This window comes from Clostridium sp. UBA5988, from assembly GCF_002435615.1.
GTDB classification, from domain to species: Bacteria; Bacillota; Clostridia; order Clostridiales; family Clostridiaceae; genus Clostridium_J; species Clostridium_J sulfidigenes.
The window spans coordinates 22106-42297 of sequence record NZ_DJBA01000059.1 but is presented as its reverse complement, the minus strand read 5'-3'; the positions used below and the strand labels follow the sequence as shown (position 1 = coordinate 42297).

The 20192-nt window shown below is 31.0% G+C and carries 23 protein-coding genes; 21 read left to right on the top strand and 2 right to left on the bottom strand.

What is annotated here, in order from left to right; all coding sequences use genetic code 11:
• Window positions 1-310 precede the first annotated feature (310 nt).
• The 8 genes from B3J31_RS13260 to asrC all read left to right on the top strand — a co-directional run bounded on the left by B3J31_RS13260 (window position 311) and on the right by asrC (window position 6605).
• A complete protein-coding gene (locus B3J31_RS13260; RefSeq protein ID WP_346869738.1) occupies window positions 311-1051 on the top strand; it encodes an energy-coupling factor ABC transporter permease in 741 nt (246 codons plus the stop codon).
• A gap of 1 nt (window position 1052) precedes the next feature.
• Entirely contained in the window at window positions 1053-1364 is a 312-nt protein-coding gene (locus B3J31_RS13255; RefSeq protein ID WP_051823852.1) for an energy-coupling factor ABC transporter substrate-binding protein, read from the top strand.
• Window positions 1358-2065, top strand: a complete 708-nt coding sequence (locus B3J31_RS13250) for a CbiQ family ECF transporter T component (protein WP_346874100.1) — start codon at window positions 1358-1360, stop codon at window positions 2063-2065. Before B3J31_RS13255 ends, B3J31_RS13250 begins: the two co-directional genes overlap by 7 nt.
• A 210-nt stretch (window positions 2066-2275) precedes the next feature.
• A complete protein-coding gene (locus tag B3J31_RS13245) occupies window positions 2276-2968 on the top strand; it encodes a cyclic nucleotide-binding domain-containing protein (RefSeq protein WP_150844100.1) in 693 nt (230 codons plus the stop codon).
• 73 nt (window positions 2969-3041) lie between these two features.
• Entirely contained in the window at window positions 3042-3815 is a 774-nt protein-coding gene (locus B3J31_RS13240; protein WP_150844101.1) for a formate/nitrite transporter family protein, read from the top strand.
• A gap of 9 nt (window positions 3816-3824) precedes the next feature.
• Window positions 3825-4832, top strand: coding sequence for an anaerobic sulfite reductase subunit AsrA (asrA, locus tag B3J31_RS13235; protein ID WP_346874099.1), 1008 nt, complete (start codon window positions 3825-3827; stop codon window positions 4830-4832).
• Window positions 4833-5627, top strand: a complete 795-nt coding sequence (asrB, locus tag B3J31_RS13230; protein ID WP_346874098.1) for an anaerobic sulfite reductase subunit AsrB — start codon at window positions 4833-4835, stop codon at window positions 5625-5627.
• A gap of 15 nt (window positions 5628-5642) precedes the next feature.
• The gene (asrC, locus tag B3J31_RS13225) at window positions 5643-6605 is read left to right on the top strand and encodes a sulfite reductase subunit C (RefSeq protein WP_346868241.1); all 963 of its coding nucleotides are present in this window, start codon (window positions 5643-5645) and stop codon (window positions 6603-6605) included.
• Between the two features lie 63 nt (window positions 6606-6668).
• Here asrC and B3J31_RS13220 read toward each other — a convergent pair whose 3' ends face one another.
• Window positions 6669-7289, bottom strand: a complete 621-nt coding sequence (locus B3J31_RS13220) for a DedA family protein (protein WP_346868240.1) — start codon at window positions 7287-7289, stop codon at window positions 6669-6671.
• 183 nt (window positions 7290-7472) lie between these two features.
• Window positions 7473-8648: an aminotransferase class V-fold PLP-dependent enzyme gene (locus B3J31_RS13215; RefSeq protein ID WP_346874097.1), complete on the bottom strand. Its 1176-nt coding sequence runs from the start codon at window positions 8646-8648 to the stop codon at window positions 7473-7475.
• Between the two features lie 258 nt (window positions 8649-8906).
• On the opposite strand from B3J31_RS13215, the gene yedE reads away from it, so the two are divergent.
• The 13 genes from yedE to B3J31_RS13150 all read left to right on the top strand — a co-directional run bounded on the left by yedE (window position 8907) and on the right by B3J31_RS13150 (window position 20151).
• On the top strand, window positions 8907-10004 hold the full coding sequence (gene yedE, locus B3J31_RS13210) for a YedE family putative selenium transporter (RefSeq protein WP_150844107.1): 1098 nt from the start codon (window positions 8907-8909) through the stop codon (window positions 10002-10004).
• Entirely contained in the window at window positions 9988-10203 is a 216-nt protein-coding gene (locus tag B3J31_RS13205) for a sulfurtransferase TusA family protein (protein WP_341349071.1), read from the top strand. Before yedE ends, B3J31_RS13205 begins: the two co-directional genes overlap by 17 nt.
• Before the next feature lies 1 nt (window position 10204).
• On the top strand, window positions 10205-10441 hold the full coding sequence (locus B3J31_RS13200) for a putative Se/S carrier-like protein (RefSeq protein WP_150844108.1): 237 nt from the start codon (window positions 10205-10207) through the stop codon (window positions 10439-10441).
• A 133-nt stretch (window positions 10442-10574) separates the two neighbouring features.
• Window positions 10575-11270 (top strand): response regulator, encoded by a 696-nt coding sequence (locus tag B3J31_RS13195; protein ID WP_150844109.1) that lies wholly within the window; start codon window positions 10575-10577, stop codon window positions 11268-11270.
• A gap of 88 nt (window positions 11271-11358) precedes the next feature.
• Entirely contained in the window at window positions 11359-12282 is a 924-nt protein-coding gene (locus tag B3J31_RS13190) for an ABC transporter ATP-binding protein (RefSeq protein WP_346874096.1), read from the top strand.
• The gene (locus B3J31_RS13185) at window positions 12275-13039 is read left to right on the top strand and encodes an ABC transporter permease (protein WP_346874095.1); all 765 of its coding nucleotides are present in this window, start codon (window positions 12275-12277) and stop codon (window positions 13037-13039) included. The genes B3J31_RS13190 and B3J31_RS13185 overlap by 8 nt, the downstream gene beginning before the upstream one ends.
• 88 nt (window positions 13040-13127) lie before the next feature.
• Window positions 13128-14027 carry a HAMP domain-containing sensor histidine kinase gene (locus tag B3J31_RS13180; RefSeq protein WP_346868235.1) on the top strand — a complete coding sequence of 300 codons (900 nt, stop codon included), beginning with the start codon at window positions 13128-13130 and terminating at the stop codon, window positions 14025-14027.
• A gap of 237 nt (window positions 14028-14264) precedes the next feature.
• Entirely contained in the window at window positions 14265-15056 is a 792-nt protein-coding gene (gene modA, locus B3J31_RS13175) for a molybdate ABC transporter substrate-binding protein (RefSeq protein ID WP_346874094.1), read from the top strand.
• Window positions 15057-15189: 133 nt separating this feature from the next.
• A complete protein-coding gene (modB, locus tag B3J31_RS13170; RefSeq protein ID WP_346874093.1) occupies window positions 15190-15855 on the top strand; it encodes a molybdate ABC transporter permease subunit in 666 nt (221 codons plus the stop codon).
• Window positions 15856-15928: 73 nt separating this feature from the next.
• On the top strand, window positions 15929-16906 hold the full coding sequence (locus B3J31_RS13165) for an NAD(P)/FAD-dependent oxidoreductase (RefSeq protein ID WP_346874092.1): 978 nt from the start codon (window positions 15929-15931) through the stop codon (window positions 16904-16906).
• Between the two features lie 142 nt (window positions 16907-17048).
• On the top strand, window positions 17049-18038 hold the full coding sequence (gene queG / locus B3J31_RS13160) for a tRNA epoxyqueuosine(34) reductase QueG (protein WP_346868231.1): 990 nt from the start codon (window positions 17049-17051) through the stop codon (window positions 18036-18038).
• A 35-nt stretch (window positions 18039-18073) separates the two neighbouring features.
• Window positions 18074-18772, top strand: coding sequence for a lysophospholipid acyltransferase family protein (locus B3J31_RS13155; protein WP_035129646.1), 699 nt, complete (start codon window positions 18074-18076; stop codon window positions 18770-18772).
• Window positions 18773-18957: 185 nt separating this feature from the next.
• Window positions 18958-20151 (top strand): glycine C-acetyltransferase, encoded by a 1194-nt coding sequence (locus tag B3J31_RS13150; protein ID WP_346868230.1) that lies wholly within the window; start codon window positions 18958-18960, stop codon window positions 20149-20151.
• The last annotated feature ends 41 nt before the right edge of the window (window positions 20152-20192 follow it).

Below are 20192 nucleotides of genomic sequence, written 5' to 3'. Positions count from 1 at the left end.
TTCCTTGTCTAACTCAAAATATACTTCCCATCTTTGACTTATTATTTATTTTTAGATGCCTAAAAAAACTATTAGTAACATTTCAAAGTGTAATAAAAGACTCGGGTGACGGTGGGAGTAACTTTTATTATACAAAACAAAAAGTTATGTTATAGATTGTATACTAATATATTTAAAGTGCACGTTAAGTATATTCTTTATAATCACATTATTTAGCTACAGTTAAGTATATATAAATTTAAATATAAGCATTGCTAGCGGTATTATATTTAAATTAAATCATTTTTACTAAATATAAGGGGGAAAAATTATGAATAAATCAAGTATTACTAAAAAATCATTTGTATTTATATGGGCATTAGCACTATTCTTTACAGTGCCTAAATTAGCTTATGGTATGCATATTGCAGAAGGGTTTTTACCAATGGCTTGGTGTGCTTTTTATTTTGTAGCATGCATTCCATTTGTAGCATTAGGAATTAGAGATATAAGAAAAAAAACAATGAGTAGCAAGGATTTAAAAATGCTATTAGCATTGATTGGGGCTTTTGCTTTTGTATTATCAGCAATGAAATTACCTTCTGTTACAGGAAGTTCATCACATCCAACAGGTACAGGTCTTGGAGCAATGATATTTGGACCATTTGCTATGTCTGTGGTTTCTATAGTAGTTCTTTTATTCCAAGCACTTTTCCTAGCGCATGGAGGATTAACAACTTTAGGAGCTAACGTTTTATCAATGGGTATTGCAGGACCGATAGTAGCCTTTGCAATTTATAAAGTATTTAAAAATAAAAATAAAAAATTAGCAATATTCCTTGGAGCAACTTTAGGGGACTTAGCAACATACCTAGTTACATCCATTCAACTTGGACTTGCATTCCCAGCTACTACAGGTGGATTTGCAGCGGCATTTATAAAGTTTGTATCAATATTTGCTATAACTCAAGTTCCACTTGCTATAGTAGAAGGAATAATAACTGTTATGATATTTGACTTTATAGAAAAACATGCCTCTGAGGAGTTATTAGAAGTTGGAGGTGTAAGATAATATGAAAAAAAATATAGGATTAATTTTATTATGTATAGCAATTGTGGTAGGATCTTTATTCTTAGGTAGAAATGGTGAATTTAATGGTGCCGATGGAGAAATTGAGGTTAAAATCCAAGAATTAAATGGAGATTATGAGCCTTGGGCAGCGCCTATGTGGGAACCACCATCAGGAGAAATTGAAAGCTTCCTTTTCTGTTTACAAGCAGCAATTGGGGCTGGATTCATAGGATATTACATTGGTGTTAAAAAAGGAGCTTCAAAGAATAAGGGAGCTAAGACTAATGTAGGTGGAAAAGTGAAAGAATGTTAAGGACAGTACTTTCATATTCAAAGCTAAGTAAATTAGCAAATATTCATCCTATAGAGAAAATAATTTTATGTATATTACCAATAATAGCACTTAGTTTTACTACTAGGTGCTATCCTTTGGTTATAAATATAATATTTTTTCTTGTACTTCACATTGTTTATAAGAATCCTATGCATATAGTAAAGCACTTTGTAGAGGCAACTTTTTTATTTGCTTTAGTTTCTTCTATAACCTTTGTATTTGATTATGGATGGTATAGTACTTTAATACTTATATTAAAGGCGGTGTCTGGGGGGATATCCGTTAGTTTTTTAACTTTAACTACACCTACAGATCATGTATTTTATATATTCTCTAAGATAAGTTGGCTTAGAGATATTTGTGATATAGGAAAATCTATGGAGAGATTTTTAATACTTATAGATGATGAATTTCAAACATTACGGAAGAGTATGTTATGTAGAGGCGCCTTTGGTGGTTTTAAGAATAAGGTTAAGGATTCAGGAAGTCTTGCTGCTTTACTTTTTATTAATACTTTAAAACGTTGGAAAGAAATTAAGGATGGAATTAATAGTAGAGGCTATAGAGGAAATATTTATTATGGCTTTGAAGAATTCCATTTGTCATATAAAAGAATAGTTATAATAGTAGGATATATTACATTTCTTATTATTTTGGTGAGTATACCTAAGTGTCTTTAGAAGCTGGGTATACTTTTTATTTTTTTAGATAACTTTCTTAATTTAATATAGAATTTTGTAGTTTATATGGTTAAAGATATATACTATATAATAGAGGCTGTTAAAAATATAAATTAAAGTATAGAACTTAAAAGGACAAAAAATAGGGAAAATCCTTCTGAAGTAAATAGAAGGAAATTAATTAAAAAAATGATTGGGGTAATTTAGAAAATGAGATACGTTAATTTAGAAGATTTAAAAGAGCTCCCAGGGTTTAATAACATAGATGAAAATACTTTAAGAAAGTTATCTAATATTACTAGAGTTACTAGGTATGAAAAGGGAAAGGTATTATTTAGAGATAAGGATATTGTAGATAATATCTACATAGTATTAAAGGGAAAGGTATCATTATATAAGTTCAATGAAAAGGGTCAAAAAAAGGTTATATTTATATTGGGGCCAGGTGAGCTTATAAATGAAGTTATATTACAAAGTTCTACTGCATCTATAAATTGTGAGACCATAGAGGACTCTCAAATAATGTATTGTAACACCGTGGAGCTTTTACAAGTCATGGAATCAGACTTTGAGTTTACAAAAATGGTACTGTCATCTTTATCTTTAAAAGTAAGAAGAATGTATAGACAATTTAAAAATACTACTGGAGTTTTAAATATGGGAAAGAGAGTTGCATCAAAGCTTTGGAAACTAGGTAGGGATTATGGAGTAGCTAATGACAATGGTATATTAATAGACATGGAGATTAGTATAACCTATCTAGCAGACTTATTTGGAGCACAAAGGGAGACCATATCAAGGGCATGTAAAGAACTTAGTGAATTGGGGTTAATTGAATACAATAATAAAAAATTTATAATAAAAAATAAAGAAAAACTTTTAGAATATTTTAAAGCACCGTGATTTTTATCACGGTGCTTTAAATTTTATAAGCCTATAATGAAGCTATAATTATAAAAGAGGGAAGGGATTTATTATGGTTTGTGGAGATTTTAACAAAGTATGTGCAGCTGGTAAAACAAAGATGCAATTGTTAAATGAAAACCCTATAGGATATTTTATTTCTTCTATGTTGGCAGGATTATTTATAGGATTAGGTTCTATTCTTATCTTTACCATAGGAGGTCAACTGACATCAGCAGGTTCAGGTGCTGTAAAAATTGTTATGGGATTAGCTTTTGGTGGAGCATTGAGTCTAGTTATAATGGCAGGGGGAGAATTATTTACAGGAAATAACTTTGTACTAGCATCAGCATCCTTAAATAAGGATGTACCATGGAAGGGTACTATGAAGCTATGGTTAGTATGTTTTTTAGGAAATCTACTAGGTTCAATTATAGCAGGAGTAATGTTTAAATTATCAGGTTTGGCTACAGGTAGTGTCGGTGAATACATTGCAAAGGCATCAGAAATAAAAATGACAATACCACTTATACCATTATTTTTCCGTGGAGTATTTTGCAATATATTAGTGTGTTTAGCAGTTTGGTGTGGATTTAAATGCAAAGAAGAAGTAGCAAAATTAATTATGATATTTTGGTGCTTATTTATTTTTATTACAGTAGGATTTGAGCACAGTATCGCTAATATGACAGTATTAACAATAGGTTTATTATCACCTTTTGATGCTTATGTCACCATAGGTGGATATATATATAATATTTTAGTTGTAACACTTGGTAATATGGTTGGAGGTATTTTCTTCGTAGCTCTTCCATACTACATTATATCAAGAAAAAAAGTAAATTAGAGGTGAATTATGGGTTACAAATTATATTTAGAAAAATTCAATGAAATTTTAAAAGAGCTTTCATCAGAGTATATAATATATGCTCCTATACTAATTAAAGGTGGTGCAAACTTTTCCGATACAGACAGAGTTAGATATGGGCAAATATCAAAGGTTGAAGATATAGTATTTGATGAAAAATCTCATTTTTCCTTTAAGGAAGTGTTATTACCACAATCTGAAACTCTACTTTATTTCACTGAAGATGAAGTAAGGGAAGCAGCCCCTAAATCTAAAGGGTCAATAGTGTTTTTAAGAAGTTGCGACTTACATGCTGTAAAAAGAATGGATGATATATACTTAAGAAATGGCTTTGAAGATTACTATTACAAAAGACTTAGAGAGAATACAAAATTCATATTGATGGGGTGTGAAAGAACCTTTGAAAATTGTTTCTGTGTAGATATGGGAACTAATAAATCAAATAATTATGATGGATACATTAGGTTAGAAAATCATGAAGTTTACTTTGATAGTAAATGTGAAACTTTTGACATTTTATTAGAGAAAAAAGAGGCTGAGACTTTAGAGGTAGAACCTAAATTTATTTCTGAAAATAATGTTACCGTTAACATTCCAGAAGAACTTAGTCTAGATGTTATGAAATCCACCATGTGGGAGGAATATAATCAAAGATGCATTGCTTGTGGTCGTTGTAATTTTGTCTGTCCTACATGTACTTGCTTCACTATGCAAGATATTTTCTATCAAGATAATAAAAATGTAGGAGAACGTAGAAGAGTATGGTCTTCCTGTCAAGTTGATGGATTTACTGATATGGCTGGAGGACATAGCTTCAGACAAAATAAGGGTCAAAGAATGCGTTTTAAGGTGCTACACAAAGTATATGATTACAAGAAAAAATGGGGTTACCATATGTGTGTAGGCTGTGGTAGATGTGATGATATATGCCCAGAATACATTTCATTTAGTAACTGTATTAATAAATTGCAATCAGCATGTGATGAGGTGAAATAGATGAATAAGAATGAATATATACCTTTTATTTCAGAAATAAAGGAAGTAATAAAGCATACAGAAATTGAGTATACCTTTAGAATGAGCTATATTGGTGATGTGAAACCAGGACAGTTCTTTGAAGTATCAATACCTAAATATGGAGAAGCACCTATATCAGTAAGTGGTATTGGAGAAGGAACTGTTGATTTAACAATACGTAAGGTAGGAAAGGTTACTGATGAAATATTTAGTAACTATGTAGGTGATAAATTATTTTTAAGAGGACCCTATGGAAATGGTTTCGATATAGATAATTATAAAGGGCATGAAGTTATTGTAGTAGCTGGAGGTACAGGACTTTCTCCAGTAAGAGGAATTGTGGACTATTTTGGTAATAATCCACAGGATGCTAAAAAGTTTTCTCTAATTTGTGGATTTAAATCTCCTGAAGATGTTTTATTTAAAGAAGATATTAAGAGATGGGATAACACCATGGAATTAATTCTTACTGTAGATAAGGCAGAGGAGAGCTACGGAGGAAATGTTGGAATGGTGACTAAGTACATTCCAGATATGAAGATAGATGATATTAATGATGTACAAGTAGTTGTAGTAGGACCACCAATTATGATGAAATTTACTGTGGCAGAATTCTTAAAAAGAGGAATTCCAGAAAAAAATATTTGGATTTCTCAAGAGATAAAAATGTGCTGTGGTATTGGAAAATGTGGACATTGTAAGATAGATGATACGTATATATGCCTAGATGGACCTGTGTTTAACTATACAAAGGGCAAAGAGTTAATAGATTAATTGGAGGTGAATTACATGGATATAAATACTAAAAACCTAAAAAAGAATGCATTTAGGGTTACAAAAAGAAGGGGATATACAGCATCAAGAATTCGTGTTCCAGGGGGAAAGATGGATGCTAAATATTTAGCCATGATTCAAGAGATTGCAGAAAAATACGGTGATGGAACTGTAAACATTACTATGAGGCAAGGCTTTGAAGTACCAGGTATTAGCTTTGAAGATATGGATAAAGTAAATGAATTATTGCAACCAATCATTGAAGGATTAGAAATTAATCAAAGAGATGAAGGAAAGGGTTACTCTGCAGCTGGAACTAGAAATATATCTGCCTGTGTAGGAAACAATATCTGTCCATATGCTAATTACAATACAACGGAATTTGCAAAGAAGATAGAAAAGGCCATCTTCCCCAATGATTTACACTTCAAAGTAGCTTTAACAGGATGTTCTAATGACTGTGGAAAAGTTAGACTAAATGATTTTGGAATAATAGGGATGACGGAACCTCAATATGATATGAATAAATGTGTATCCTGTGGAGCTTGTGTAAGAGCATGTACAAAGAAGTCCACTGGAGCATTAACCATGAATAACTACAAAATCCAGCGTGATCATAAGAAGTGTATAGGGTGTGGAGAGTGTGTAATAGCATGTCCAACTGATGCATGGACTAGAAGCAGAGAAAAATATTATAAGCTTGTACTTTTAGGTAGAACAGGAAAGAAAAATCCACGTTTAGCTAAGGATTTTATAGCTTGGGTAGACGAAGAGAGTATAATAAAAATAATCTGTAACACCTACAGCTATGTTAAGGAGTATATAGATAAGGATGCACCAGGTGGTAAGGAACATATAGGATATATTGTAGATAGAACAGGCTTCCCAGAATTTAAAAAGTGGGCAATGGAGGGAGTTAAGCTTTCTGATAAAACTGTTGTTCAAGAAACCATGTATTGGGATGGAATTAAGTATTAAAAATTATTAATTAATCTAAAAAGAGGCTATGAGAATAATTATTTTCACATAGCCTCTTTAAAATTACTCCAAGGAATTCTTTCTTTTTTTCATAAATTTATAAGCTAAGAATCCAAAACAAATTACTAGAATAGCTATAGCTACAATAGAATAATCTTTTAAAATCTTTTGAATTAGGTCAGTATTTTCACCTAAAAAATATCCTAAAGATATAAGAATTATGTTCCAAATAGTTATACCTCCAAGGGAGTATAATATAAATTGAGAATAACTCATTTTTACAGCTCCTACAGCTAGAGATATATAAGTTCTAGTTAAAGGGAATAATCTACTTAGAAACACAGCAGGTTTTCCATACTTATCAATGAATAAATCTAACTTATTGAAACTCTTTTTTGCACCAGATGATTTACTACAAAGCCAATTTATTATAGGAGAACCTCCAAAGTATCCAATGGTATAGCAAAGAGTTGAACCAATTAATCCTGCCCCAGTACTAAGAAGAATAACTCCAATAAAGCTAAAGTTACCATAAGAAGCTAAAAGACCTATAAAAGGTAACAGTACTTCACTAGGCAATGGGAAACAGGAATATTCTAAAAATACTGCTAGGAATACACCAGGATATCCAAATCCTTGTATAGTAGTTATTATTGTATTTAAAAAATCATTTACAAAATCCATATAGGCACCTCAAATATCTATGTTTTATTACATATACTAAATAAATAAATTATATGTCTAACACTTGTAAATTTAAAGATGAGTTAAGTTAAATTTAGGTTAACCATAATAATATATATTATTATTGCACTATGGATATACATGATAACTTGTTTTATACTTTTGTATAACTTATCTGGTTTGTTAAAAACATAGAGTGTTATTATCTGATGAAGCAATTACTTCTTTAATAGCATTAACAGCATATGATACATCAGTTTCAGTGTTAAAGGAGCCAAAGGCGAATCTTACTGTTCCGTTAGGAAAAGTGCCTAAGGTCTTATGAGCTGATGGTGCACAATGAAGCCCACATCTCACAGATATGCCGTGGTTTTTGGATAGCATATGGGATATTTGACCATTATCACCCTTAGGAAAATCAATGGATACTACAGAAGTCCTATTTTCAGCAGAGGGTAGTCCCAGAATTTTAATTTCTTTTATATCCTTAATGTTATCTAAAAATAGTTTAGTTAATTTCATTTCATGGTCTTTTATACTACTAAGTCCTTTTTCCTTTAGATATTTTAAGGCTGCATTTAAGCCAAATATTCCAGGTATATTTGGAGTACCACCTTCAAATTTATCAGGCATGTAATCAGGTTGAATTTCATATTCAGAGAAGCTACCAGTACCACCTTCTATAAGAGGAGTAGTTATTTTAGCTAATTCATCTTTTATCAAAAACCCACCTATACCTTGAGGTCCAAGAAGTCCCTTATGACCAGTAAAACATAAAACGTCTATATTCATTTTCTTCATATCTATTGGAATTGATCCAGCTGTTTGTGCTGTGTCTGCAATGAAGCAAATATTGTTTGCCTTGCAGAACTGTCCTATTTCTTCAAAGGGCATAATAGTTCCACATACATTAGAGCTATGAGTCATTACTACAGCTTTAGTATTAGGCTTAAGATATTTATGTAAATCAGATGGATTTAACTGTCCTAGGGAATTACAAGGTACTACAGAGTGCTCTATACCTTTACTTTGTAAGGCGTTTAAAGGGCGAAGTACTGCATTATGTTCCATAGAAGAAGTAATCACATGGTCACCAGCCTTTAAAAATCCTTTTAAAATAACATTAAGACTATGAGTTATATTGCTAGTAAAAATTACATTTTCAGGTTTTGAAAAATTAAATAGTTCACAGAGTAGTTCTCTAGTTTCATAGACTATGTTTTCTGCATTAAAGGAGCTATCATAACTACCCCTATTTACATTTCCACCTACATTAACAATATAATTTGTCATAGCTTCAGCTACAGAATTAGGCTTAGGAAAGGATGTAGCACCATTATCTAAATATACTTTTCTCATAATTACCTCCTAAAATCTATATCTTATATCTAATTAAAGTTTTAAAATAAACATTTTTTCCTAGATTATTATATCATAGAGAATTAAATATAAAGATTTTATATACTAGGGTTACATAAGCATTAAAAAAACCAATAGATGGTCGTTCATCTATTCGTAATAAAAATTTAATAAAAATATAAATATATGTTAAAATTTACTTTGGATGAAGTATTATCAAAATTTATTATATTTATCAAATATATGGGGGGATAAACGGTGAAAGAAAAAAGAGGTATAATTTTTGCTGGTGGAATCATTGGTCTATTATCTGTAGCTTTGGTGTATTTAGGGAATCCTAAAAACATGGGTGCTTGTATAGCATGTTTCTTAAGAGACATAGCAGGTGCTGTAGGACTACATAGAGCTGAAGTTGTACAGTATATAAGACCAGAAGTAATTGGTATAGTTTTGGGGGCATTTATAATTGCACTATTTACAAAGGAATTCAAAGTAAAGGGTGGTTCTTCACCATTCTTAAGATTTATTCTTGGTGCTATAGTTATGATTGGTGCTCTAGTATTCTTAGGATGTCCACTTAGAATGGTACTTAGAATTGCTGGTGGAGACTTAAATGCTATAGTGGGCTTACTTGGATTTGCAGCAGGGATATTTGTTGGAATTCAATTTTTAAACAGAGGCTTTACTTTAAAGAGAAATTATAATTTAACTACAGCTGAAGGGTATGCAATGCCAGTGATAGCAATAATGCTATTAATATTATTAATATCTGCTCCAGCATTTATATTCTTTAGTGCAAAGGGTCCAGGTTCTATGCATGCACCTATATGGTTCGCTTTAGCAGCAGGACTTATTATAGGAATTGTAGCACAAAGAACAAGACTTTGCATGGTAGGTGGAATTAGGGATTTAATCATGTTTAAAGATAGTTATTTAATGTGGGGATTTGTATCAATATTTGTAGTAACATTAATAGGAAACTTAGTTCTAGGAGATTTCAAACTAGGCTTTGTTGAACAACCTATAGCTCATAATGATGCACTATGGAACTTTATGGGTATGTTAGTTGCAGGTTGGGGTTCAGTACTTTTAGGAGGATGCCCATTAAGACAATTAATACTTGCTGGGGAAGGAAATGCAGATTCTGCAATCACAGTAATGGGAATGATTGTTGGAGCAGCTTTTGCTCATAACTTCAAATTAGCATCTTCAGGAGAAGGTCCTACTGGCAATGGAAAGATTGCAATATTTATAGGAATAGCAATATTATTAGGGATTTCTTATTTCTGTATGAATAAATCATTTAACATAAGTAAGAGTAAAGCTGATAGCAAAGGTGGTGTTTCTATTGGTTAAGGTAGATGCAAGGGGAATGAGTTGTCCTCAACCAGTTTTAATGGCTAAAAAAGCATTAAGTGCAAACAAAGATGGATTTGAAATATTAGTTGATAATAATGTGGCTAAGGAAAATGTTTCAAGGTTTATTAAAAATGCAGGTTTAAATGCTGTAGTTACAGAAGTAGAAGAAGATTTTCTAATAAAGGCAGTTAAATAGAATGCAGTATATTGGAGTTTTTTTCACCCATTCAGGTGCTATAAAATATCACAGATATTTAGATAGTATTGAAATTACTAATGAAACTATGCCAGTTCCAAGAAGACTTAGCTCTAACTGTGGAATTGGGGTTAAATTTATTACAGACAGAGATATAAACAATATGATAACTGAAGATATTGAAAAGATATTTAAAATTCAGGGTAACGAAAGCATTCTTGTATATGAATGTGAATAAATAGAAAGAATCTATCTGAAACAGGATAGGTTCTTTTTTACTCTGTTTATCTATAGTTAATTATGTGATATAAAGTATATAGAGAATATATATGTAAGTTCCATTACGATACTAATAAAGAGGGGTGTTATATATGGAAGAAAGAATATCTATTTTAGTAGTAGAAGATGATGTAGATATAAATGGATTACTATGCAAAATTCTTAAAAAGCAAGATTATGAAGTGAGCAGTGCATATTCAGGTAGTGAAGCTAGAATGTGCATTAACATGTATAATTATGATTTGATTCTTTTAGATTTAATGTTACCAGGATTAACTGGAGAAGAGTTGATAGGAGAAATCAGAAAATCAAAAACTATGCCAATTATTATTATCTCTGCAAAAACTGAGATTTCAGATAAGGTAAAGCTGCTGAAATTAGGGGCAGATGACTATATTACTAAACCCTTTGAGATAAGTGAAGTTACTGCAAGAGTAGAAGCCCAACTAAGAAGATATAAAAGATTTAGTAGTTCAGAGGATAAGGGGCAGGTCTTAGCTTATAAGAATTTACAGCTGGATAAGGAAGCTATGAAGGTCACAGTGAATGGAAATGACCTTACACTAACGGTAAGAGAGTTTTCTATACTAGAGCTTTTACTAACTCATCCTAAAAAAGTATTTACTAGAGAAAACTTGTATAAGAATATATGGAATGAAGAGTTCTATGGAGAAGATAATACTGTAAATGTTCATATTAGCAATATTAGATCTAAGATATCAAAATTAGATAAGGATACAGAGTATATAAAAACTATTTGGGGTATAGGGTTTACTATGGCTGAATAAACTTTATGATTTCTTTAACTTTTCTTAAGTGTTTATTGAGTTTTGAATTTTATAATAAAGACAATGAGAAAAGGGAAGGGTGAGATTTATGGAAGAAAGTATATTGATTACGAGAAATTTAAGTAAATCCTACGGAAAATTTGAGGCAGTAAAGGATACTAATATAAATATAAAAAAAGGCTCAATATATGGATTGGTAGGAAAAAATGGTGCTGGTAAAACTACTTTATTAAGGATGATTGCAGGCCAAACTATGATAACTAGTGGTGAGATACAATTATTCTCAGAAACTACGGAAAAAGGTTTAGAGATTTCAAGAAAAAGAATAGGAGCAATGATTGAAACTCCAAGTTTTTTTCCATATTTAACGGCGGAGGAAAATCTTGAGTATTATAGAGTTCAAAGAGGAATAGCTGGTTCAGAATGCATAAAACAATTACTTAAAGATGTAGGACTTGAAGATACTAAAAAGAAAAAATTTAAGAGTTTTTCTTTAGGTATGAAACAGAGATTAGGGTTAGCTCTTGCAATGATGAATAATCCGGACTTTTTAGTTTTAGATGAACCAATAAATGGACTTGATCCAATGGGGATTGTTGAAATTCGTAATCTTCTTTTAAAACTAAATGAAGAGAAGAATATTACCATAATAATTTCTAGTCATATACTAAGTGAATTAGCTAGTATAGCAACGGAGTATGGCTTTATTGAGAGAGGGAAGATGGTAGAACAGATTTCTGCAGAAGAACTTAAGGAGAAGTGTAAGGAATGTTTAGAGATATCAGTAGATAATGCTGAGAAGGCAGCAGTACTGTTAGAGGATAAACTAAATTGTCATGAATATGAGGTATTACCTAATAACATAATTCGAATTTATAAATTTAAAGATACACCTTCTAAGGTAAGCAGTACAATTGTTAAAAATGGGGTAGAGTTAAATTCTATGAATATAAAGGGAACCAATTTAGAAGAATACTTTGTTTCATTAGTTGGAGGTGTTATCAATGCTTAATTATATAAAAAGTGAATTATATAGAACTACTCATCGTAAATATCCTTATGTTTTAGTTGGAACTTCTTCATTGATATGTATTCTAGTTAATGTATTAGCATTATGGTTTATGAAAGACCAAGCAGCAGTTAACAGAATAACAATGCCAGATATGCTAATGATTTCAACAGGTCTTTTTACACTAATTTATTATTCTGTAATTATGATTGTAGATATTGTATTTTCAGATGAGCATAAGCATCAAACTTTAAAAAATACAGTATCCTTTGGGATTAATAGAACAAAAATATATTTAGGAAAATTTGTTGTAGAAGTGATTGTAGCCACAGTATCTTTAATTATAGTTGCTACTGTGTTAATATTAAGTTCTTATATATGTCTTGGTTTAGGTGGAGCATCTATGGCAGAAACACTTGGTAATTTTGGTAACAAACTCATTGCTGTATTCCCACTTTGGTTAACAGGAATTGCTATTGCAAATTTACTTGCTTTTAATATTAAGAATAATAATATATTTGCCTTTGCTTATCTAGGGGTAGTAGCTATATTTCCAGGAATAATTAAGCTTCTAGGTTACTATAAACCTATATTTGCAAAAATACAATCATATTTAGTTTCTTACAACATTAAACTCATAGTAGGTCAAGACAGGATTCTTTCTGATGATATTACAAAATTTTATGTGCTAGGTATAGTATACATCACTTTAATAACTGTTATAGGAATTATTTCCTTTAGAAGAAGAGAGATAAAATAGTTAACTATTTGTTCTGTTTATGGGGGTTAAGAGGGTTTCGTTATTTGAAGAAATATATTTAGGGCGTAAGTCTTGGGAGGAGCATTAAATGATATATATAACTATTTTATTTGGTGGTATAGCAGCATTATTTATAGTGCTCTTTTTACTAAATCGCTATAATATAAACAATATAAATAAGGAATTGAAGAAGCTTAAGAATATAAAAACCAATGAACAATTAAAATTAGCAGCCCCTAATAAAAATATTGAAGAGATGATAGGTGAAATTAATTTTATATTAGAAAAAAGTCAAAATGATAGAATTGCCCATGAAAAGAGTGAAAGTGAATTAAGAAAGCAAATTGCTAATATATCTCATGATTTAAGAACTCCTCTTACATCTATTCTAGGCTATGTACAGCTAATTAGGGATGAGTCTACTAGTGAAGAAGAAAAACAGGAGTACTTAGATATTATAGAAAAACGCTCTAAGGTGTTGCAAAATCTTATTACTAGCTTTTATGATTTATCTAGATTAGAAGCTAATGAATATGACCTAGAATTTAAAAAGGTTAATGTTGAAAGTTTATTGCGTGAAATTGTAGCAGCTTTTTATAATGATTTTGTTGATAAAGACTTTGAAGTAGAAGTTGATCTACAAGAAAAATTACCAGCTATAATTGCTGATGAAAATGCTGTAATTAGAATTTTTACCAACATATTTCAAAACGCTTTAAAGCATGGTAATAAAACTATGTCTATATGCCAAAGGCAAGTAGATGGAGTAATTATTTCTACTTTTAGTAATAGGGTAGAAAACTTTACACAGGAAGATTTAGAACATGTTTTTGATAGATTTTTTACTGCAGACAGAATGAGGACAGGACAAAATACAGGTCTTGGATTAACTATTGTAAAGAAACTTACAGAAAGTATGGGACATGAGGTTTCTGCTAGTTTAGAGGATGAAGTCTTTACAATTCAGATTAGATTCAAATTAAATTAATAGTATAAAATATATAAGTTTTAAATAAGAAAAGAACATTCAAGGCTGAGAAAACGGTTTATGAATGTTCTTTTTATGTATAATATATGACTTTAAACTCAATCTTAAAAAATCAGACTATTCTATATGAGTATAAAAGAACTTTTAACAATAGTAATAAAATGGTTAAAATGTATTTTAAAGCTACACAATAAGATGTATAATTAATACATAATTATGGAAAAAGGTGGGAGTGGTTTGAAAAAGTTAAGAAGTATAATAGTAATTACAATTTTAGCTATGACCATTGTTGGATGTTCAAATGGACAAGCTAATAAGGAAGAAACTAATAATAGGGGAGAAAAAAAAGAAATAATAATCTCAGCAGCGGCAAGTCTTAAAGAATCCATGGAGGAAATTAAAAAGGTCTATGAAGAAAAACATAATATAACTTTAACTTTTAACTTTGGGGCATCAGGAGCACTTCAAAAACAAATTGAGGAAGGGGCACCGGTAGATATATTTATGTCTGCAGGAGAAAAGCAATTTAAAGCTCTAGAGGATAAGAAACTTATAGAAAGTGGAAGTAAGAAAGACATAGTAGAAAATGAACTTGTTTTAATTGTTAATAATGAGTATAAAGATAAAATAAAAGAGCTAGATGATTTAGATAACATAGATGGACATATAGCTTTAGGCGAAATAGGCTCTGTACCCGCAGGACAATATGCTGAGGAAGCTTTAATTCACTATAATAAGTGGGATGTCATAGAGAATAACATTGTTTTTGCCAAGGATGTTAAACAAGTTGTTAGTTATGTAGAAAGTGGTGAAGCAGCTTGTGGTATTGTTTATAAATCTGATACAGTTAATATAAAAAATTCTGTTGTGGTCACTACTTTTGATACATCAAGTCATAAAAAGATCATATACCCAGGAGGGGTAATAAAAACTTCTGAAGTTAAAGATGAGGCTAAAAGTTTTTTTGATTTCTTAGCTACTAGTGAAAGTAAGAAAATACTGGAAAGATATGGTTTTAAGGTTAATTAATCATTAAATAAGGATAATTTATAAGCTTCATAGGAAACAATTGCCTGATGAAGCTTATAAATTATACATGTTATACAAAATAGAATTCCTATAGTATATATTCTAAACAATATAAGATGAGGATGATAAATATATGATGGAGTCCATATTAACACCAGTGATAATTTCGCTTAAAGTAGCTTTTGTTGCCACAGGGATAGTTATTATTTTTGGTATAGCATTAGCATGGATATTTTGTAGATATAGTTTTAAGGGGAAGTCAGTATTAGAAACAATAATACTATTGCCTATGTGTCTTCCGCCTACAGTAGTAGGGTATGGAATGTTAATAGTCATGGGTAAAAATGGTCCTTTAGGAAAGCTTACTGAAGCTGTATTTGGAGGTACTTTAGTATTTACGTGGCAAGGTGCTGCCATTGGAGCTGCAATTGTGGCATTGCCATTAATGTATGAAAGTGCTAAGGCTGGTTTTTTAAACGTAGATATTACATGTATAGAGGCAGCTAGAATATTTGGTGCCAGTGATAGCTATATATTTTTTCATATAGTATTACCTATGGCTTTTGACAGTATTATCAGTGGAGTTATTTTAGCATTCACTAGAGCTTTAGGTGAATTTGGAGCTAGCCTTATGGTTGCCGGTAATATACCAGGAAAAACTCAAACTATACCCATAGCAATATATTTTGCTATGGAAAGTGGAAATAGAACTCAGGGAAATGTGCTGGTAGCAATTGTAATTGTATTTAGTTTTATTATGGTATTTTGGTTGAATAGATGGAAGAAACTTAGAAAATAATGATAAATACTAAGAATAATAGTATAATAATCTAGGTAGATTTTATAGCGCTTTGGGAATAGGAGGGGATTTCATGGAAGCTTTTGACCTAATAGTTATAGGTGCAGGAGTAAGTGGAGTTATGGCTGCGGTAGAGGCCAAATCTAGAGGGGTAAATAGGGTTATTGTAATAGATAGGGATATAGAACCTGGTGGAGCTATGCTTTCATGTGTTCAGGCAGGTTTTTATTATAAGAGTATAAAAGAAAATTTAGCTGCCCCTGAATTAATATCAGGATTAGTAAAGGATGCCTTAAATTTAGGCATAATTATTAAGTGTGATACTACAGTTTTGGAAATAAAAAACAATAAAGAAGTTGTTATGGTAAATAGTAAGGAAGGAATAAAGACTATAAAAGCTAAGTCTATCATTCTTGCCATGGGCTCAAGGGAGAGACCCTTTGGTTATAAAAACATATTGGGTTATGGGTTGGCCGGAATTACCACAGCTTGCTCAACGCTAAAGTATATTAATAGAAAAGGTGTATTACCAGGAAAAAGATGCATTGTATTAGGCTCAGATGATATAGGAATACTTGCAGCGAGAACTTTAGTTTTAGAGGGAGCCAATGTAATAAGTATGATAGAAACCAGTGGAGCTATTAGAGCTGTAAGTAATAAAGCTAAGGAATATGTTGAAGACTTTAATATTCCTGTACTCTTTAACCATAGAGTAGTAAAGATATATGGTACCCATAGAGTTACTGGTGTAGATATCGTACATCTAGATGAAGAATATAATGTTATTGAAGGAACTAGTAAATATGTGGATTGTGATACTTTAGTGCTATGTATGAACTTAAAACCAGATACTGCAATAGCAGAAAAAATGGGAATAGATATAGAGAAAGAAAAGGGTGGTATATTTATTTCGGATAAAATGGAGACCTCAATGAAAGGAATATTTGCTTGTGGTGCAGTGGTTGATGGGTATACTAATGTGGAGAAGGTTATGAATCAAGGAAAATTAGCAGCTAAGTACGTAGCAGAGTATTTGTGTGGAGTACAATAGAGCAAGGGTAAACTAATAATGAGCTCAGGATATGGATAGGATATATGTAAAAGAGAAAAAAGTAACCTCTACATCATCGAAAGGTGAAACTAATGTATGAATAGGATATATGTAAAAGAGAAAGTAGGAAATATATAAATCAATGGAAGAATATATAGATAAAAAACAGAAAATAATAAACTATGCAAAGAAACTTTCTTTAGATACTATTGGGTTTACAGAGTGTAGAAGATTTAATGAACTAGAGGAATTTTTCATAGATAGAAAAGAAAATAATCTTTTTAATGAGTTTGAAGAGGAAGAGATAGAAAAAAAGATTAATCCAAAGCTTTTAATGGAAAATGGAGAAACTATTATATCAATAGCTTTTCCTTATTATCATCATGATAAAGGAGAAGGAGATAAATTTTCTCTATATACAAGGGGACTAGATTATCACAGGGTAGTAGAAAAATATTTAAAGGAAATATGTGATTATATAGAATCCTTAGGAGGAGAGGCTAAATGGTTTGTAGATAGTAACCCATTACCAGAGAGATATATCGCAGCTATAAGTGGAGTTGGATTTATAGGGAAGAATAATACTCTTATTACGGAAAAGTATGGCTCCTATGTATTTTTAGGAGAAATAATAACAAATCTTAAGCTACAAGGGGATAAATCAAAAAAATATGGCTGTAAAGGGTGCAATTTATGTGTGGAAAAATGCCCAACAAATGTTATAATAGAAGATGTTAAAAAGTTTAATTCTTCACAATGTGTTTCTTATTTAACTCAAAAAAAGCACTTAAATAATGAAGAATTAAATATGGTTAAAGGCAAGATTTTTGGGTGTGACAATTGTCAAAAAGTATGTCCACATAATTTAAATGTGGAAGTTTCACCTATTAAAGAATTTCTACCTAAGGAGTATATGGAAAAGGTTGATTTATTAGAGCTTATAAATCTTGATAATAAAAACTTTAAAGAAAAGTATATCATGCATTCTTGTGGATGGCGTGGAAAGAATTTATTAATAAGAAATGGGCTTATCAATTATTATTTGAGGTATAATGAAGATAGAGATAATATAGAAGAGAGTATTAACTCACCATACATAAAGGAGTATTATAACAGATTATTCAAGAAGTAGTATGGAGGTAAGTCTTAGGTATAAAGGAGATTTCTATGAAAAGAGATATATTAACAAAAATTTTAAATAAATTACCGGAGAGTCTTTCTGGAAAACTAGCAAGAAGTTATGTAAAGACATCAATAAAAAAGTATGCTAATATGAAAGTTGAAGGCTACGAAAAAATTAAAGGTATAAAGGGCCCAATAATATTTATATGTAACCACTTAAGTAATGCTGATGGGCTAATACTTAACGAACTATTAAAAGACTTTGACCCCACATTCATTGCGGGAGTAAAGCTTTCCAATAACGATTTTACTAAGAATGGATTTAAGTTTATAAAGACCATAGCAATTAAACCTAATTCTGCAGATAAGGATGCCATTAGTAAAATTGTAAAGAAACTTAGAGCTGGAGAAAATATTATGATATTTCCAGAGGGAACAAGAAGTAGAAGTGGTTCAATGATAGAAGGTAAGAAGGGATTTCTTCTAATGGCTAAGTTATCTAAGGCTAAGATAATTCCAATTGGTTTAGCAGGCACAGAAGAATTTTTACCTATAAATGATGGTGATATGGGAGAAGAAAACTTCCAAACAGCTCAAGTTACTGTAAGGTTTGGAGAACCTATATATTTACCTGAAAAACTTAAAGAAGAAGATAAGAATGAATATAATGAAAGAGCTATGTTGGAAGTTATGAAATCTATAGCTGCTCTTTTACCAGAAAAATATAGAGGTGTATATAAATAAGGATTCATTGAAAAACTTATAGTAGATGATATTCTAATTATGTAAAGGGAAAGTATAAGTAGCTGATTTATAAAGGTAAGTGTTAAAAAATATTATTATGGAGTATAAATATACTTATATGTGTTATTAATATATTAGCATGTATAGTAAATTTTATTTAATATAATTTAAATGGAGGTAATCAAATGGGAAGCAAATCTTTAAACAATTTCCTTAAAACTAATTTAGAGGACCTTAAAAGTAAAGGGCTTTATAATGAAATTAATGTTATTACAGGACAAAATGGACCTGTGATAGAAATAGAAGGAAAGAAGCTAATAAATCTATCTTCAAACAACTATCTAGGACTTGCCACTAACAAGAGAATGATTGATGCTTCAATCAAAGCTACAGAAAAGTACGGTGTAGGTGCTGGTGCTGTTAGAACAATAAATGGAACATTAGACATACATATAGAATTAGAGAAGAAGTTAGCAGCATTTAAGCACACTGAAGCTGCAATAGCTTTCCAATCAGGATTTAACTGTAATATGGCAGCAATATCTGCTGTAATGAACAAAAAAGATGCAATACTTTCAGATGCATTAAATCATGCTTCAATTATAGATGGATGTAGATTATCAGGAGCTAAAATCATAAGAGTTGAACACTCTGATATGGATGATTTAAGAGCAAAGGCTAAAGAAGCAAAAGAATCAGGATTATATGAAAAAATAATGGTAATCACTGATGGTGTATTCTCAATGGATGGAGATGTTGCAAAACTTCCTGAAATTGTTGAGATTGCAGAAGAGTTTGATTTAATCACTTACGTTGATGATGCTCACGGTTCTGGGGTACTAGGAAAAGGTGCTGGAACAGTTCACCACTTTGGATTATCAGACAAAATAGATTTCCAAATAGGAACACTTTCTAAAGCTATCGGTGTAGTTGGAGGATATGTAGCAGGATCTAAAGACCTTATCGACTGGTTAAAAGTTAGAGGTAGACCATTCCTATTCTCTACATCATTAACTCCAGCAGCAGCAGGAGCTTGTATAGAGGCTGTAAATATATTAACTGAAAGTACGGAACTTCATGATAGATTATGGGAAAATGGAAATTACCTTAAAAAGGGCTTAAAAGAATTAGGATTTGATATTGGACATAGTGAAACACCTATAACTCCATGCATAATTGGAGAGGCTGCTGAGGCTCAAGAATTCAGTAGAAGATTATATGAAGAGGGTGTATATGCTAAATCAATAGTATTCCCAACAGTACCACTTGGAACAGCTAGAGTAAGAAACATGCCATCAGCTGCTCACACAAAAGAAATGTTAGATGAAGCTATTGCTAAATATGCAAAAGTTGGAAGAGAAATGGGCTTAATAAAATAATATTTGTATTAAAAGTAGAGGAGGAATACCCTCCTCTAAAG

Coding starts and splice junctions, on each gene's coding strand:
- B3J31_RS13260 (WP_346869738.1), top strand. CDS start 311: ATGAATAAATCAAGTATTACTAAAAAATCATTTGTATTTATATGGGCA.
- B3J31_RS13255 (WP_051823852.1), top strand. CDS start 1,053: ATGAAAAAAAATATAGGATTAATTTTATTATGTATAGCAATTGTGGTA.
- B3J31_RS13250 (WP_346874100.1), top strand. CDS start 1,358: ATGTTAAGGACAGTACTTTCATATTCAAAGCTAAGTAAATTAGCAAAT.
- B3J31_RS13245 (WP_150844100.1), top strand. CDS start 2,276: ATGAGATACGTTAATTTAGAAGATTTAAAAGAGCTCCCAGGGTTTAAT.
- B3J31_RS13240 (WP_150844101.1), top strand. CDS start 3,042: ATGGTTTGTGGAGATTTTAACAAAGTATGTGCAGCTGGTAAAACAAAG.
- asrA (WP_346874099.1), top strand. CDS start 3,825: ATGGGTTACAAATTATATTTAGAAAAATTCAATGAAATTTTAAAAGAG.
- asrB (WP_346874098.1), top strand. CDS start 4,833: ATGAATAAGAATGAATATATACCTTTTATTTCAGAAATAAAGGAAGTA.
- asrC (WP_346868241.1), top strand. CDS start 5,643: ATGGATATAAATACTAAAAACCTAAAAAAGAATGCATTTAGGGTTACA.
- B3J31_RS13220 (WP_346868240.1), bottom strand. CDS start 7,289: ATGGATTTTGTAAATGATTTTTTAAATACAATAATAACTACTATACAA.
- B3J31_RS13215 (WP_346874097.1), bottom strand. CDS start 8,648: ATGAGAAAAGTATATTTAGATAATGGTGCTACATCCTTTCCTAAGCCT.
- B3J31_RS13200 (WP_150844108.1), top strand. CDS start 10,205: ATGCAGTATATTGGAGTTTTTTTCACCCATTCAGGTGCTATAAAATAT.
- B3J31_RS13195 (WP_150844109.1), top strand. CDS start 10,575: ATGGAAGAAAGAATATCTATTTTAGTAGTAGAAGATGATGTAGATATA.
- B3J31_RS13190 (WP_346874096.1), top strand. CDS start 11,359: ATGGAAGAAAGTATATTGATTACGAGAAATTTAAGTAAATCCTACGGA.
- B3J31_RS13185 (WP_346874095.1), top strand. CDS start 12,275: ATGCTTAATTATATAAAAAGTGAATTATATAGAACTACTCATCGTAAA.
- B3J31_RS13180 (WP_346868235.1), top strand. CDS start 13,128: ATGATATATATAACTATTTTATTTGGTGGTATAGCAGCATTATTTATA.
- modB (WP_346874093.1), top strand. CDS start 15,190: ATGATGGAGTCCATATTAACACCAGTGATAATTTCGCTTAAAGTAGCT.
- B3J31_RS13165 (WP_346874092.1), top strand. CDS start 15,929: ATGGAAGCTTTTGACCTAATAGTTATAGGTGCAGGAGTAAGTGGAGTT.
- queG (WP_346868231.1), top strand. CDS start 17,049: ATGGAAGAATATATAGATAAAAAACAGAAAATAATAAACTATGCAAAG.
- B3J31_RS13155 (WP_035129646.1), top strand. CDS start 18,074: ATGAAAAGAGATATATTAACAAAAATTTTAAATAAATTACCGGAGAGT.
- B3J31_RS13150 (WP_346868230.1), top strand. CDS start 18,958: ATGGGAAGCAAATCTTTAAACAATTTCCTTAAAACTAATTTAGAGGAC.